Below are 16,227 nucleotides of genomic sequence, written 5' to 3'. Positions count from 1 at the left end.
AACGGCGCACTTACAGTGCGCCTTTTTTTCATTTGAGAGACCGTTATGAATACCGATTACCGGAAGCCCCTGCCGGGCAGTCATCTGGACTTTTTCGATACCCGTCAGGCTATTAATGATATTAAACCAGGCGCTTACGATACCCTCCCCTATACGTCGCGGGTGCTGGCTGAGAACCTGGTACGTAAGTGTCCGTCAGACATACTGACACAGTCCCTTGAGCAACTTGTTTTTAAAAAGCGGGAACATGATTTCCCCTGGTTCCCTTCCAGAGTCGTTTGTCATGACATTCTGGGCCAGACTGCATTTGTCGACCTTGCCGGTCTGCGTGATGCGATTGCTGCTAAAGGCGGCGATCCCTCAAAAGTGAACCCGGTTGTTCCTACACAGCTGATTGTCGACCATTCGCTGGCAGTTGAGCATGCTGGTTTTGAGAAGGACGCTTTTGACAAAAACCGTGCGATAGAAGACCGCCGTAACGACGACAGATTTCACTTCATTAACTGGACAAAAACCGCATTTAAAAATGTTGATGTAATTGGTCCGGGTAATGGCATTATGCATCAGATTAACTTAGAGAAAATGTCTCCGGTTGTACATAAGCGCGACGGCGTTGCCTTCCCGGATACATTAGTAGGTACTGACAGCCACACTCCTCATGTTGATGCACTGGGTGTTATTGCGGTAGGCGTGGGCGGCCTGGAAGCAGAAAGCGTCATGCTTGGTCGTGCCTCTTATATGCGCCTGCCTGATATTGTGGGTGTTGAATTAAAAGGTAAACCTAAGCCTGGCATTACCGCCACCGATATTGTACTGGCACTGACCGAATACCTGCGCGAGCAGCGCGTGGTGAGCGCCTATCTCGAATTCTTCGGTGAAGGGGCAGCTAATCTAACGGTTGGCGATCGCGCGACGATTTCCAATATGACGCCTGAATATGGCGCAACAGCGGCAATGTTTTATATTGATGAGCAGACCATCGATTATCTGAAGCTGACCGGTCGAGATGATGAGCAGGTTGCCCTGGTTGAAAACTATGCCCGTCATACCGGACTGTGGGCTGATGATCTGGCAACTGCCGACTATGAACGCGTACTTGAATTTGACCTGAGCGCTGTAAGCAGAACCATGGCCGGCCCGTCCAAACCTCATGCAAAGCTACCCACCAGCGATCTTAAACAGCATGGTCTGTTGGGCTCAATGGAGCATGACGAAGGCCAAATGCCCGACGGCGCGATAATCATTGCGGCCATCACCAGCTGTACGAATACCAGTAACCCCAGAAACGTAGTCGCAGCGGGCTTACTGGCTAAAAAGGCAAACGAATACGGGTTAAGCAGAAAGCCGTGGGTGAAAACCTCACTGGCACCCGGTTCAAAAGCAGTAAAACTGTATTTGGAAGAAGCTAAGCTGATGGGCGAGCTTGAATCTCTCGGATTCGGCGTAGTGGCGTTTGCCTGCACTACCTGTAACGGAATGAGTGGCGCCCTGGACCCGGAGATTCAACAAGAGCTGGAAGAACGGGATTTATATTCGGTCGCGGTACTGTCCGGAAACCGCAACTTCGATGGTCGGATCCATCCTTTTGCCAAGCAGGCATTTCTGGCTTCTCCGGCGCTGGTTGTGGCATACGCGATTGCCGGTTCCATTCGGTTTGATATCGAAAAAGATGTTCTGGGCACGGATAAGGATGGCAACCCCATCACCCTGAAAGATTTGTGGCCCACTGAGGAAGAAATTGACAGCGTAGTAGCCAACTACGTTAAACCTGAGCATTTCACCAAAGTTTACGAACCTATGTTCGATTTAAAAGTGGATTATGGTAAAGATATTAATCCGCTATATAACTGGCGTGAAATGAGCACTTATATCCGCCGCCCCCCTTATTGGGAAGGCGCACTGGCGGCTGAACGTACGATGACAGGTATGCGTCCGCTGGCGATATTGCCTGATAATATCACTACCGACCATCTGTCGCCGTCCAATGCCATACTGCCCACCAGTGCTGCCGGTGAATACCTGACCAGCATGGGTGTGCCTGAGGTTGATTATAACTCCTATGCGACACACCGTGGCGACCATCTGACGGCACAACGCGCTACCCTGGCTAATCCGAAAATCTTTAATGAAATGGTGATGGAACAGGGTGAAGTTGTGCAGGGCTCACTAACACGTCTGGAGCCGGAAGGAAAAGTCATGCGCATGTGGGATGCAATAGAAACCTACATGGAGCGTAAACAACCTCTGATTATTATCGCCGGCGCTGACTATGGTCAGGGCTCATCGCGCGATTGGGCAGCCAAAGGGGTTCGCCTGGCGGGTGTAGAGGTGATTGTGGCGGAAGGCTTTGAGCGCATTCATCGTACTAACCTAATTGGCATGGGTGTGCTACCGCTGGAATTTAAACCCGGCACAACCCGAATCACACTCAAACTGGACGGTACCGAAACCTATGATGTTAAGGGAGAACCCAGTCCTGGGGCGGAGCTTACGCTGATTGTAAATCGTAAAAATGGCGAATCAGAGTCCGTGCCCGTGACCTGCCGACTGGACACATTCGAAGAGCTTTCAATCTATTCTGCTGGCGGGGTTCTGCAACGCTTCGCTAAAGATTTTCTTGAAGCTGAAGAAGCAGGTGATGACAACTAGTCAGCCATGTAGAAATGATAGCAGCGACCTGCACCGGCACCTGAACACGTATCGGGTGCCGGTGACAGGTCCTTTTTTGGTTTAAGGAGTACTTATGACTCATCAGCCACAGATACAAATACCCGCCACGTATATGCGGGGTGGCACCAGCAAAGGTGTGTTTTTTAAGTTAACGGATTTACCTGAATACGCGCAGCAGCCCGGTTCGAAACGCGATGCGCTATTGCTACGGGTTATTGGCAGTCCGGACCCTTATGGTAAACATACCGATGGTATGGGCGGCGCGACATCCAGCACCAGCAAAACCGTCATTTTATCGGCCAGTGAACGTGATGGTTACGATGTTGACTACCTGTTTGGTCAGGTTGCTATCGATAAGCCTTTTGTAGACTGGAGTGGAAACTGCGGTAATCTGACCGCTGCAGTAGGTGCATTTGCTATCACTAATGGACTAGTGGATCCCTCCCGCGTGCCTGAAAATGGAATCGCTGAGATCCGCATCTGGCAGGTAAATATTCAAAAAGCCATCATCGCCCATGTCCCGATGACAGATGGCAATGTTCAGGAAACCGGTGATTTTGAACTTGATGGTGTTACCTTCCCCGCCGCGGAAGTTAAAATAGAGTTTCTTGACCCTGCGGACAGTGAAAAAGCACTGTTCCCCACAGGCAACCTTGTCGATACCCTCAATGTTCCAGAATTCGGCAGTATCGAAGCCACTATGATTAATGCCGGCATCCCCACCATTTTTGTTAACGCTGAGGATATCGGCTATACCGGCACTGAGCTTCAGGATGATATAAATGCTGATGCCGTGGCACTGGCGAAATTTGAGAGTCTTCGCGCCCATGGTGCGGTAAGAATGGGGTTAATTAACGATGTCGGTGAAGCTGTTTCACGTCAGCATACGCCTAAGATAGCTTTTGTCGCGCCGCCGCGCAGCTACAGCGCATCAAGCGGTAAAGATATTGCAGCTGAAGATATCGATGTACTGGTCCGCGCTATGTCTATGGGTAAACTGCACCATGCAATGATGGGCACGGCAGCAGTGGCAATTGGTACAGCAGCGTCTATCAAGGGGACACTGGTTAATCAAGCCGCTGGAGGTAAGGACAGAGAGTCCGTGGTCTTCGGTCATCCCTCAGGCACACTCAAAGTGGGCGCAAAGGCCACAAAACAGGGTGCTCAATGGGAAGTTGAAAAAGCCATCATGAGCCGCAGTGCGCGAGTATTGATGCATGGCTTTGTGCATATCCCTCAGGAATAAGTAAACACGTCTGATATGCGGGGCGGCTTAAGCCCCGCACTACCTACATCCATGACTTTCCACTGCGCTCAACCTCAGCTAGCGCAATGTTCGCCAGATACCTTACTTGTGACTCCGTCAAAAACGGAATAGTTACTGCACCACTGGCCAATACAAACTTCACAGACGCCAGCTGTCGTCGCTTCATCATCACGCTTTGTTTAATAACCACCTGCTGCACCTTGTATAAAGGAAAGACCTGAAAGTCTTCACCAATAATACCGCTGCGAACATACACATAATTGTCGTCTCGGGCGACGCCCCATCGTCTGTAGCGAAGCCAGATGACTACTGAAAGAACAACGCTGGCCACTACACAAAGGGACACTGCCCGCCATTGCTGTTCAGCGACGAGAACCAGAATAATAAGCGCTGTTACAGGCAAAAGCCGGACGACCAGATGATGAAATAAGAAAAAGACAGTGACAGGGTTAAATTTCTGTTTAAACAACTGGCTATCAGGCAGCACTTCTTCACATAGTGCACCGGCTTCTGGCAGCGTAACGGAAGGAACCAGTAGTTTATTGGGCGCCATTAATTCCTGACTCTGCTGATTTCCTGTCTTATTCTGTTCAAAAAACACATTGGCGCGCTTTAGCACTCTGTCCAGCCAGTCCTGCTTCACGGCGACCATCTGCACCCGTGATTGCCGCATACTCACTTCCTGCTGACTTAACAGGCCGCTTTTACGGATATAGCGGTCACCGCTGCGCGTCAGCGTATAACCGTAATACGTCAGTAAAGAGCCTCCGACTGACAATAGCGCCATGAGAGCCATAATCAGCATCATAATGGTGAATGCGTAAAGCCCCCACTGCCACCAGGCCACACTGGTGGAACCCACCAGCTGCTCCAGTTGTAACCCTTGCTGAGAGAGCCAGTTCCCCACCCACTCTGCTAGGTCATCGTAAAAAGGAGCCAACGCACCAAGGATAATCCATACCCGGTTATTGGTGATGCCGTGTATTACAAGATCGCTCAGCGAGCGGCGATTGATAACCGTGTCCGTTGTGCTTTTTTCATTTGTTGCTTCGCTTACCTCTGCATGGTCGTGCGAAGATTCGCTTTCTTCACTTTGCAAAAACTCAGTGCGCTCATTGAGAATCTGCGAGCGCAACCGGTTAGCATAACGCTGCGTAACGGCAACAATCTTTGCCTCTTCTTTGGCAGAGCCTGCGGTATCTAAAACTACCACTGCAAACTGTGTCAGCCGGTAATAGAACGGACGCTCCACCTTTACATTCTGGATTCTCCAGAAAGGCAAATTAATATGTCGGCGATTAAACAGTCCCATGCGAATCTCCACATGGCTGTTTCGAACGCGAAACTGATAAAACAAATAACTGACGATTCCGCTGATGACAATCAGTCCGATAACACCTAAGGCAGCAGGCCAGAACCACTGTGAATCTATGATATTGGTCGTTTGTGCACTGATAGCCAGTGCCGGAATAATATACAGCGCGCTTTGTATCGTGTTTTTAATATTGCTGGCGATAAAGTACAACAGCGCCACCGGCGCCAGCCTGCGCCAGTGTTTGCCAGTACTCACCTCACTGGTGTTCTCAACAGCCCGTGGCTCAGATGCATGATTCATGAACGGTATTGCACCCTATTTTGCATCCAGTTCTTTATGATTAAGAATGAACTGTCTGACCTTCTGTGCATCGGTCAGTCTTAACCCGGGAATCTCGAATGTGTGTGTCGCTCCCCCGGCGGAAAACACCTGCAAACAGGCCAAATCTGCCAACCGGTCTAAAGGCCCTCGTTTAAGCTCTATATGCTGAATGCGCAAGATTGGCTGGCAGGCAATTTTTCTGAAGATTAAACCTTGCTGCATCACCAGGTCCTGCTCGCGCAAGCAGTATTTTATCTTCTTATCCGCCAGCAGATGATACGTAAAGCTAAGGGCTCCGAGGGTACACACAATCGTAACGGCCATAAGATAAAAGCGCTCAAGCCCAAATGGCACAGACATAAATGTCTGATACCTCAGAAAGCTCAGTATTGCAGTGACAATAGCTGCCCCCGCCACCGCAATAGCCAGGTTCAGCCACCGGTACCTTGGCGATACAGGCTGCATAGAGACAGCCATCATGTCGGGCAGGCCCGCCACATCTATTTCCCGGTTTTCAAACGCTGGGAATAGCGAAGATTTCTGTTCAGTCATCCAGTACCTGTTCATTTAACCATTCATCCAGCGCATTCATATCATGTTGTACGGCCATTTGCAGTTCCTCGACCCAGTCATGAACATTCTGCCACCAAGCTGGATGATCGCCCTGCTGAATTTGATTGGCGATACGCTGAACGCGCGACAACCCTACCGAGCCAGCAGCGCCTTTAATCTTGTGTGCCTGCGAGCATACCTCTGATTTTTCATCAGCACTCAGACTCAACTGCAGAATTTCCATGTACTCAGGCATTTTATCCTGGAATACCTTAACGCTGGCCCGCACCATATCCTCGCCGATAGTATCCACCAGCATTTGTAGCAGATCCATATCCAGGATATTAGACAGCGATTTATTAGCATCCGGCTTGTCGCGCTTTTGCTCAACATCGCGCTCTGTCGGAGCAGCGGGTTCAGCAAACAGAAGATTGAAAACTTCGACAACGCGACTTTTCTTTATCGGCTTGGCAATAACGTCATCCATGCCGTTTTGCAGATATTCTTCGCGTTTTTTAATGACGTTTGCGGTCAGTGCAACGATGGGCGTTTGCATCACCAAATCTTCTTCGTGTAATACATTGGCAACATCAAATCCGGTCATGTCCGGCAGCTGTATATCAAGCAAAATCAGGTCATACGTATTTTCACGCGCTTTATCAATAGCTTCCTGCCCGGTCATCGCGACGTCTACACGCTGGCCCAGCTTTTCAAGCAATGCTTTGGCGACCATCACATTAAGCTCAATATCCTCAACCAGCAGAATATTCAGATCGGTCACCAACAGTTTGGAGGCCTGCATCGGTTTGGTTGAAATCTGTAACGGCAACTCAATCTCAAACCGCGTGCCCTGATTCACTTCGCTGCTGACACGAATATCACCACTCATTAAATCGACCATTTGCTTACAGATGGCCAGCCCAATACCTGTACCTGTTGCTGACTGATGATCAGGATGATCGACCTGATAATACATCGCAAAGATTTTATCGATTTCGGTATCAGGAATACCCACTCCCGTATCCTGCACGATAAAGGTCACCACACTGACACCATTGGCGGCTTCAGTTGCAGATACAGATAAGCTCACCTGTCCTTTCTGTGTGAACTTCACCGCATTAAACAGAATGTTCCATAAAATCTGGCGCAGACGTGTACCGTCAACCTCAACCTGCTGAGGTAACGGCTCGTTTATTGATGTTACCAGCTCCAGACCTTTGTCAGCGGCAAGCAACCGGATGATACTGGAAAGCTCTTCGGTAAAGTCACGTAGTGAGACCGTTTTAAGGCTCAACTCAAGTTTGTCTCTGTCCAGTTTGTCCAGGTCGATAATATCGTTGAAGATATTGCCCAGCGTTATTGCGCTGGCATAAATCGTACTTACCCAGTTGAACTGCTCTTCTGACAAGTCCGTGTCCCGTAACATGCGGCTAAGTCCCACGATCCCGTTTAGCGGCGTACGCAGCTCGTGACTGATGGTGGCAATGAAGCGGGTTTTGTCAGTGTTTGCTTTGGCAGCGGCACTTTCTGCCTGCTTCCGTTCGGTCATATCTCGCCCGAACGCCAGCAAGCCTAGTCGGTTTCCTGCCGCATCGAAAAACGGAACCCGCTTCATTTCAAAGTAGCGACGACGCCCATCGGCAAAGCGTAACCAAAGATCCTCAGTAATACTGGCATTGGTTTCCAGCACCTCCTGATCACTGGCTACAATCTGGCTTGCAAGCTCTTCTTCAAACACATCATGCAGGGTCAGTCCTACCAGCTCCTCTTCGGTTTTGCCGGTAAGTAATTCCGCAATCCGGTTACATCCGGCAAAGCGGCCTTCTTCGTTGCGATAATAAATAAGATCGGGAGAGGCATCGATGATAGAGCGAAGCAAGGTAGAAAGGCGCCGGGCCTGTTCCTCAGAACTGGATTTGTCATCAATCTCGCGCTCCAGCTCTTTAAAAACAGCCTCTCTTTCTTCCTGCGCCTGTTTGCGCTGCTCAATCTCATGATTGAGCTGTCTGATATTAGACTGGAGTTCGCGGTTAAGAAACACATCTTCTTCACGCAACCGCTCCAGCTGGCTTACCACCTCTTTCAGATTGGTGCGTGAGTTTTCGAGCTGCTTAACCAGCTCACTGAAAAAATACAGTACCCACGGTGCAGAAAGCAGGGTGATAATAATGGCAATAATAAAATCATCCGGCTGAACCGATTTGCCCAGACTAACTCTCACTACATATGAGCTTCCCAGCGTAAACACCAGGGTCACCAGCACAAATAGAATACTCAGTTTCAGTGTGCCAAAGCGTTTAACAAACTGGGCAATACGAATAGCCCATGAATCATTGGGAGAATCCTGATGCATATAACTTTTTTCTCAGATAAAACTGCAGGTATCCTAGCAGGTCTTACATACGGAACAAATAACATAAACGCAAACCCGCAGAATGAATGCTCAGGTGCACCATTTTGCAGACAGCTGCACCGTTAACAGGCATAGGACGACGCTTAGAATGTGTGGGGATCGAAGAATATTGCGCTCAGAAGATAACGCGGATTTTGGCAGAAATAAATTCGTATCACAAGAAGGGGTGCCGGCAGACCCGCTATGTGCAGGGTCTACAACCACCGGCATATAAATTTTTTAGAACAAATATCGCTCAGAGATATTGCTATCTCTATGATTTTATTTCAGTTATAACCTGGAACTGCGATATCGTCGATTTCTTCTTCATCAAATGCATGAAAATCTAACATAGCTTCACCTATTATTTGGTCGTCAAATTGAATGTCATAGTTGGAATACCCGACTATAGCTCTCGTGCATGACGGTCTGGCTACAGAGTTCGCCAATCAACACTTAATCTTACATAATGCAAAAGCTCGACCACCTTGCATTAATTTCGAATTTTCTGTATAGCAATGCTTTTACAATACCTCTCACTGTAATGCAGAAAATACTTACATTAGGTATTGAGATGTTAATGATACGTATATTTTTGAAAACACATTGTTAACCAAAGACGTATATTTAACCGGTCAAAATAAATATTTATTCACAGCCGCAAAAAACGAAAAAGTAGATAATTAGTATAAATATACTAAAATCAGATAACACCTCACTTACCGCACATTGATTACCGACACAGCCAACCATTGCAACTCATTGATTGAAAAAGAAATATAAAAATTTCATTTACAAACGCTGCATTCAGTCTTTGTTATGAATTGATTTTATTTTCCATTATGGTTATTTTGTATCCCCCGCTATGCAACATTGCATAATGATGCGGCGCACATGGCTGGTATCCTCTAATAATAAATAACGACGAAAAACAGACACATGCCTGATGGGCCTCAAGCGCCCGCAAAATAAGATGTCTGACGTAGCTACAGTTCACGAACCTCTGCGTGAAAATGTAGCCTGTACCTTGCCCAGTCGAAGGTTGAAGGAGTTTAGAGATGAGTTTATATAATCCCAATGATTCGAGGGACAACTGTGGTTTTGGCCTTATTGCCCATACTAATGGCGAAGCCAGCCACCAGTTGGTAAAGACAGCCATACATGGTCTGGACAGGATGCAACACCGCGGCGGTATTGCTGCTGACGGTAAAACAGGTGACGGCTGTGGCTTATTGCTGCAGAAGCCGGACGCATTTTTCAAATCCATTGCACAGGAAAACGGCTGGAAGCTAAGTAAAAAATATGCTGTCGGCATGATTTTTCTGAGTCAGGATGAATCTTTGGCGCAACAAGCCAGAGAAGTACTTAACGAAGAACTTGAAAAAGAAACGTTGAGTGTACCTGGCTGGCGTAAAGTACCGGTAAATAATGACGTGCTGGGTGAACTGGCACTAACCGGTGTGCCGCAGATAGAGCAGGTTTTTGTCAACGCACCACCGGGCTGGCGTAAGCGTGATCTTGAGCGCCGCCTATATATGGTACGCAGACGCGCCGAAAAGCGGCTCGAACAGGACCCTGATTTTTACGTTGCCTGTTTGTCCGGCCTGGTAACCATTTATAAAGGGCTGGTAATGCCCAAAGATCTGCCGGCTTTTTACGCCGATCTGGCAGACGAACGGATGCAAAGCGCAATTTGTGTATTCCACCAGCGATTTTCAACCAATACATTACCTCGCTGGCCATTAGCGCAACCATTTCGTTTTCTTGCCCACAATGGTGAAATCAACACGATAAAAGGGAACCGTGACTGGGCTAAAGCCCGTACCGGAAAGTTTTCAACGCCCCTTATCCCTGATTTAAAAGAGGCTGCACCGTACGTAAATTCGGATGGCTCAGATTCTTCCTCACTGGACAACATGCTAGAGCTATTCTTAGCTGGCGGCATGGACTTGTTTCGTGCAATGCGTTTATTGGTGCCACCGGCATATCAAAATAACCGCACCATGGATGATAACCTTCGGGCATTTTATGAATTTAATTCGATGCATATGGAACCGTGGGACGGGCCAGCAGGTATCGTGTTGACGAATGGTCGGCATGTTGCCTGCAACCTTGACCGTAATGGTCTGCGCCCTGCCCGCTATGTCATTACTAAAAATGGTTTCATTACACTGGCTTCAGAAGTCGGTATTTGGGATTACGATGAAAAAGATGTCATCGAAAAAGGCCGCGTAGGTCCGGGCGAAATGCTTGCTGTAGATACCTACAATGGCAAGGTGTGGCGCTCGAACGAAATTGATGATGAGCTTAAAGATCGTCACCCCTACCGGGAGTGGCTTGATAAACATATTCGTCGACTGACACCGGTTGAGGATGCGGACGCATCTCAAATTGGTACCCGTGTGTTTGACGACGACATGATGGCGGTTTATCACAAACTTTATAACTACAGCTACGAAGAGATTCAGCAGGTTATAAAAGTGCTTGCCAAAGATGGTCAGGAAGCAGTGGGCTCTATGGGTGATGATACGCCAATGGCCGTGATGTCATCTAAAACCCGTACCCTTTACGATTATTTCCGGCAGCAATTTGCTCAGGTCACCAACCCGCCTATCGATCCCCTGCGGGAAAATCACGTGATGTCCCTGGCCACCTGTATCGGGCGTGAGCAGAATGTTTTCAGCGAAACCTCGGGTTATGCCGATCGCGTTTTGTTTCAGTCACCGATACTGATGTATACCGACCTTAAACAACTACGTGAATTTAACCCCGAGCATTACTACTCTGAAGTTGTCGAGCTTCAGTATTCGCAGGAAGAAGGTTTACGCAAAGCGATAGAAAGAATCTGCAACGACGTTGAGTATCTGGTTAAGACCAAAAAAGCAGCGTTTGTTGTTTTGTCTGATCGTAATATCCGTAAGAACCGTTTACCGGTTCCCGCAGCGATGGCTGTAGGCGCTGTGCAGCGCCGCCTGGTCGATAAAGCGCTGCGCTGTGATGCCAATATTGTTGTTGAGACCGCCACTACCCGTGACCCGCATCATTACGCTGTACTGATTGGTCTGGGTGCAACAGCTATTTACCCGTTTCTGGCTTATGAAACCATTGAGCAGCTCTGCGATAAGGGTGAACTGGATATCAGTGCGATGGAAGCCACCATCAATTATCGCAAGGGTATTAATAAAGGCCTTTATAAAATCATGTCCAAAATGGGCATCAGTACAGTGGCCAGTTACCGTTCTGCCAAACTGTTTGAAGCGGTGGGAATCAATAAAGAAGTCATGCAGCTGTGCTTTGATGGTATCGCCTCAAGAATTCAGGGAGCCGGATTCAGTGATTTCGAACAGGACATTGTTAATCAGGCTCGTATCGCTTGGCTTAAACGTAAAGCCATCTCACACGGCGGCCTGCTGAAATATGTTCATGACGGCGAATATCACGCGTATAACCCCGGCGTGGTTAAATCATTGCAAAAAGCAGTGATGAGCGGCAACTACGATGACTATCAGGAGTATGCAAAACAGGTTAATGAAAGGGACCCGGCTCACCTTCGTGATCTTCTGACCTTTAATGCGCAGTCTGAGGCTATTGATGTTAGTGAGGTTGAGGCTGCTGAAAACCTCTTCCCGCGTTTTGATACCGCGGCTATGTCTATTGGCGCATTGAGTCCTGAAGCGCACGAAGCGCTGGCAATAGCCATGAACCGGTTGGGTGGTCAGTCAAACTCTGGTGAAGGTGGCGAACACCCTTCCCGGTTTGGTACTGAGAAAAATTCAAAAATCAAACAGGTGGCCTCCGGGCGCTTTGGCGTAACGCCGCATTATTTGGTGAATGCAAATGTCATTCAGATTAAAGTCGCTCAGGGCGCAAAACCCGGTGAAGGCGGTCAGCTACCCGGCGATAAGGTAAACCGTTATATCGCTACCCTGCGCTTCTCGGTACCCGGCGTGACCCTGATATCGCCACCGCCCCATCACGATATTTATTCTATCGAAGATTTGGCACAGCTGATATTTGACTTAAAACAGGTGAATCCGGCAGCCCTCATCTCCGTAAAACTGGTTTCTGAGCCAGGCGTTGGCACCATCGCCACGGGTGTGGCAAAGGCGTACGCTGACCTTATCACCGTATCAGGTTATGACGGTGGCACGGGCGCCAGTCCGCTAACATCAGTGAAATATGCCGGCAGCCCGTTTGAATTGGGTCTGGCAGAAACACAGCAGGCGCTGGTAGAAAACGGCCTGCGTCACAAGGTTCGACTACAGACGGACGGTGGTCTGAAAACCGGACTGGATGTGGTGAAAGCGGCCTGTCTGGGTGCAGAGAGCTTCGGCTTTGGAACCGGTCCGATGGTCGCGCTGGGCTGTAAATATCTTCGTATCTGCCACCTGAATAATTGTGCAACCGGTGTTGCGACACAGGACGAAAAACTGCGCGAGGAACACTTTATCGGCTTGCCGGAAATGGTCATGAACTATTTCAGGTTCATCGCACAGGAAGTCCGCGAAATCATGGCGTCTCTGGGTGTGAAAAAGTTTGATGACTTAGTGGGTCGCACTGACCTGTTAAAAACATTAGACGGCATCTCAGCCAAGCAAAACCGGCTGGATTTGTCACCACTGCTTGAAATGCCCCATCCGGGTGAGCACACGCGACTGTTTAACTCTCAAACAACGAACGCGCCAATGGACAAAGGCGAGCTGAATGCGCAGCTGTTTAAAGATGGTCAGCAGGCAGTACAGAAGGCCAGTGGACTTTCGCTCAGTTATCCGATTCGTAATACCGACCGCTCTGTTGGTGCGCTACTTTCCGGCGAGATTGCCAAGGTGCATGGTAATCAGGATATGGAAGACTCGCCTATTGAGGTGCAGTTTACCGGTACGGCGGGTCAGAGTTTCGGCGTATGGAATGCCGGCGGCCTGCATATGCGTATTGAAGGTGACGCCAACGATTATGTGGGTAAAGGTATGACCGGCGGTAAGCTGGTTATTTATCCGGCACGTGGAATAACCTTTGATGCGCCCAATAGCGCGATTATGGGTAATACCTGTCTGTATGGCGCCACCGGTGGAAAGCTGTTTGCTGCTGGCCGGGCTGGTGAGCGCTTTGGCGTGCGTAACTCCGGCGCTATTGCGGTGGTTGAAGGCTGCGGTGATAACGGCTGTGAATATATGACCGGCGGCATTGTTGCTGTGCTTGGCAAAGTCGGTGTGAATTTCGGTGCCGGTATGACCGGTGGGTTTGCTTATCTGCTGGATACTGATAACGATCTGGCTGACCGGGTTAATGAAGAACTGGTAGAAATCATGCCAGTCGAAGACAAAAACATTCTGGTAGAGCATCTGCGCGGGCTTATTAATCAACATTATGAAGAAACCGGCAGTGAGCATTCGCTGAATCTGCTGACTGATTTCAGCACCACGCTGAAACAGGTGAAGTTGATTAAACCCAAAACCAGTGACGTGAAGAATTTGCTGGGCCATATCAGCCGCTCCAGCGATGAGCTTCGCATTCAGGCGCAGTAGGAGGTGTGACGTATGGCTAAGAATGTATATCAGTTTGTGGACGTTGAGCGTATCGATCCACCTAAAAAGCCGATTCAGGTGCGTAAGTCTGAGTTTGCGGAAATTTACCAGCCGCTGAGCCAGTCTCAGACGGAAGGTCAGGCTGACCGCTGCCTGGATTGCGGGAACCCGTATTGTGAATGGAAATGTCCGGTACACAATTATATTCCACAGTGGCTCGACCTGGCCAACCAGGGTCGCATTATGGAGGCGGCTGAATTATCCCATAAGACAAACAGTCTGCCTGAAGTATGTGGCCGCGTTTGTCCGCAGGATCGCTTATGTGAGGGTGACTGTACGCTGAATGACGAATTTGGTGCTGTTACCATCGGCAGTATTGAAAAATACATCACCGATACCGCCTTTAAGATGGGTTGGCGACCGGATATGTCGCATGTTGAGTGGACCGACAAAAAAGTTGCAGTTATCGGCGCTGGACCGGCAGGACTGGCCTGTGCGGATATTCTGGTGCGCAACGGCGTTAAGCCTGTCGTATATGATAAATACGAGGAAATTGGCGGTCTTCTGACATTTGGCATCCCGTCGTTCAAACTGGAAAAAGACGTCATCAAGCTGCGGCGTGAAATCTTCACCGAGATGGGTGTGGAGTTTATGCTTAACACTGAAATCGGGAAAGACATCAGCATTGATGATTTGATGGAACAGTACGATGCTGTATTTCTTGGCATGGGTACCTACAAATCGATGCAGGGCGGGTTTGAACATGAGCATGTGGAAGGAGTGCACGAGGCTCTGCCATTCTTAATCGCTAACACCAACCGGGTGATGGGTATTGAAAAAGACCCGGCTGACTTTATCGATATGAGCGGCAAGACGGTGGTTGTATTGGGTGGTGGCGACACCACCATGGACTGCGTGCGCACCTCGATACGTCAGGGCGCGAAAAAAGTCATTTGTGCATACCGACGCGATGAAGAAAGCATGCCCGGGTCACGACGAGAGGTGGTGAATGCCCGCGAAGAAGGCGTTGAATTTCAGTTCAACCTTCAGCCTATGGATATCGCCATTGATGAAAACGGCCGTGCTAAAGGCGTGAAGCTGGTGAAAACAGAAATGGGCCCACCCGATGTGAATGGTCGCCGTCGACCGGTAGAAGTGGAAGGCTCAGAGCATGTACTTGAAGCCGACGCGGTCATCATTGCATTTGGCTTTCAGCCCAGCCCGGCTAACTGGTTTTCTGATTTTGGTATTATTCTGGATGAAAAAGGCCGCGTCATTGCGCCATCAAAAGGGAAATTTGCCTTTCAGACAGCCAACCCGAAAATCTTTGCCGGCGGCGATATGGTGCGCGGATCTGATTTGGTGGTGACAGCCATTGATGAGGGACGCAAGGCAGCAGGCGGTATTATGGATTACCTGGGCGTCTGATAATTATTGCAGGCAGTAAATAATGCTGCCTGCCACTTCCTCTGTTTCCACCCTTTTGCTTTTCCTCCCCCTCAATACCTTAATATCACTTAGCATACCTAATACCCCGTAAGATCAGTTGATGGGTGCTGATCACAAACCTATAGTAGTCAGGTACACAAAATAATCAAAAACGGGGTCGTATGAAGTTTTTAGGCGCGTTAACGTTGTCTGCTTTATTTGCAGTTTCTTTCACCTCACAGGCCGAATCCAGTCAGCCTGATGTAGCGGCCTGCCCGGGCGATTTTTATTCCATCAACATGCCTGGCGATGCCGTTCAGTGCCAGCGTTTTGATGATGACATGCCAGCGTCACTGGTTTTCCATACGCCAATGGAGAATCAGCAAATCATTGATTGGTACAAAGAAGCTATGCCGGAATTGGATGTAGTGAGCCAGTTTAACGGACGTGTTGTCCTGGCGGCCCAGCAAAATAACATACGCGTGGTTATCTCTCCGGATAATGACGGTTCGCAAATTGATCTTCTGGTCATCGATACACTTCTGGCCCGCCAATAACCTTTCCTTGCCTGGTGTTACCTGACATGCGCCCCAACCGCACGGTAACGCCAGCACCTTTTACTTGCCTCTGCTGACTATCCTTTAATTCTACAATTCTGATTCCTTCTCGCTTTCAGACGATTCTTCGTAGATATGGCACCTCCCTTGCAATTCATTGATTGAAGATGATTTTTTTAATGTAAACGTCAGAAAACCGA

8 protein-coding genes are annotated in these 16,227 nt (G+C 48.9%); 5 read left to right on the top strand and 3 right to left on the bottom strand.

The features are described 5' to 3' along the window. The first annotated feature begins 45 nt into the window (after window positions 1–45). Both acnD and prpF read left to right on the top strand, forming a co-directional pair. The gene (gene acnD, locus FBQ74_RS04095; RefSeq protein WP_139755454.1) at window positions 46–2,649 is read left to right on the top strand and encodes a Fe/S-dependent 2-methylisocitrate dehydratase AcnD; all 2,604 of its coding nucleotides are present in this window, start codon (window positions 46–48) and stop codon (window positions 2,647–2,649) included. A 94-nt stretch (window positions 2,650–2,743) separates the two neighbouring features. Further along, the gene (prpF, locus tag FBQ74_RS04090) at window positions 2,744–3,916 is read left to right on the top strand and encodes a 2-methylaconitate cis-trans isomerase PrpF (RefSeq protein WP_139755453.1); all 1,173 of its coding nucleotides are present in this window, start codon (window positions 2,744–2,746) and stop codon (window positions 3,914–3,916) included. A 43-nt stretch (window positions 3,917–3,959) separates the two neighbouring features. Here the strand turns inward: prpF and FBQ74_RS04085 are convergent, their stop codons facing one another. Genes FBQ74_RS04085 through arcB form a run of 3 tightly spaced genes read right to left on the bottom strand, consistent with a single transcriptional unit; the run spans window position 3,960 to window position 8,478 of the window. Further along, on the bottom strand, window positions 3,960–5,552 hold the full coding sequence (locus FBQ74_RS04085) for a PH domain-containing protein (protein WP_139755452.1): 1,593 nt from the start codon (window positions 5,550–5,552) through the stop codon (window positions 3,960–3,962). Window positions 5,553–5,567: 15 nt separating this feature from the next. Then, complete coding sequence (locus FBQ74_RS04080; RefSeq protein ID WP_139755451.1) at window positions 5,568–6,125, bottom strand: PH domain-containing protein; 558 nt, start codon at window positions 6,123–6,125, stop codon at window positions 5,568–5,570. Next, window positions 6,118–8,478, bottom strand: coding sequence for an aerobic respiration two-component sensor histidine kinase ArcB (gene arcB / locus FBQ74_RS04075; RefSeq protein WP_139755450.1), 2,361 nt, complete (start codon window positions 8,476–8,478; stop codon window positions 6,118–6,120). The genes FBQ74_RS04080 and arcB overlap by 8 nt, the downstream gene beginning before the upstream one ends. Window positions 8,479–9,575: 1,097 nt before the next feature. Between arcB and gltB the strand changes: the two genes are divergently transcribed. The 3 genes from gltB (at window position 9,576) to FBQ74_RS04060 (ending at window position 16,027) form a co-directional block, all read left to right on the top strand. Beyond that, the gene (gene gltB, locus FBQ74_RS04070) at window positions 9,576–14,042 is read left to right on the top strand and encodes a glutamate synthase large subunit (RefSeq protein ID WP_139755449.1); all 4,467 of its coding nucleotides are present in this window, start codon (window positions 9,576–9,578) and stop codon (window positions 14,040–14,042) included. A gap of 12 nt (window positions 14,043–14,054) precedes the next feature. Then, the gene (locus tag FBQ74_RS04065) at window positions 14,055–15,470 is read left to right on the top strand and encodes an FAD-dependent oxidoreductase (RefSeq protein WP_139755448.1); all 1,416 of its coding nucleotides are present in this window, start codon (window positions 14,055–14,057) and stop codon (window positions 15,468–15,470) included. Between the two features lie 182 nt (window positions 15,471–15,652). Next, window positions 15,653–16,027 carry a hypothetical protein gene (locus FBQ74_RS04060; protein WP_139755447.1) on the top strand — a complete coding sequence of 125 codons (375 nt, stop codon included), beginning with the start codon at window positions 15,653–15,655 and terminating at the stop codon, window positions 16,025–16,027. The last annotated feature ends 200 nt before the right edge of the window (window positions 16,028–16,227 follow it).

This window comes from Salinimonas iocasae, assembly GCF_006228385.1.
Taxonomy (GTDB): Bacteria; Pseudomonadota; Gammaproteobacteria; order Enterobacterales; family Alteromonadaceae; genus Alteromonas; species Alteromonas iocasae.
Note: the sequence above shows the minus strand (reverse complement) of the source record. Positions and strands in the feature narration are given on the sequence as shown.

Excerpts from the sequence above, each read along its gene's own strand:
- FBQ74_RS04060 (WP_139755447.1), top strand. The coding sequence starts at position 15,653 with ATGAAGTTTTTAGGCGCGTTAACGTTGTCTGCTTTATTTGCAGTTTCT.
- FBQ74_RS04085 (WP_139755452.1), bottom strand. The coding sequence starts at position 5,552 with ATGAATCATGCATCTGAGCCACGGGCTGTTGAGAACACCAGTGAGGTG.
- FBQ74_RS04065 (WP_139755448.1), top strand. The coding sequence starts at position 14,055 with ATGGCTAAGAATGTATATCAGTTTGTGGACGTTGAGCGTATCGATCCA.
- gltB (WP_139755449.1), top strand. The coding sequence starts at position 9,576 with ATGAGTTTATATAATCCCAATGATTCGAGGGACAACTGTGGTTTTGGC.
- FBQ74_RS04080 (WP_139755451.1), bottom strand. The coding sequence starts at position 6,125 with ATGACTGAACAGAAATCTTCGCTATTCCCAGCGTTTGAAAACCGGGAA.
- arcB (WP_139755450.1), bottom strand. The coding sequence starts at position 8,478 with ATGCATCAGGATTCTCCCAATGATTCATGGGCTATTCGTATTGCCCAG.
- acnD (WP_139755454.1), top strand. The coding sequence starts at position 46 with ATGAATACCGATTACCGGAAGCCCCTGCCGGGCAGTCATCTGGACTTT.
- prpF (WP_139755453.1), top strand. The coding sequence starts at position 2,744 with ATGACTCATCAGCCACAGATACAAATACCCGCCACGTATATGCGGGGT.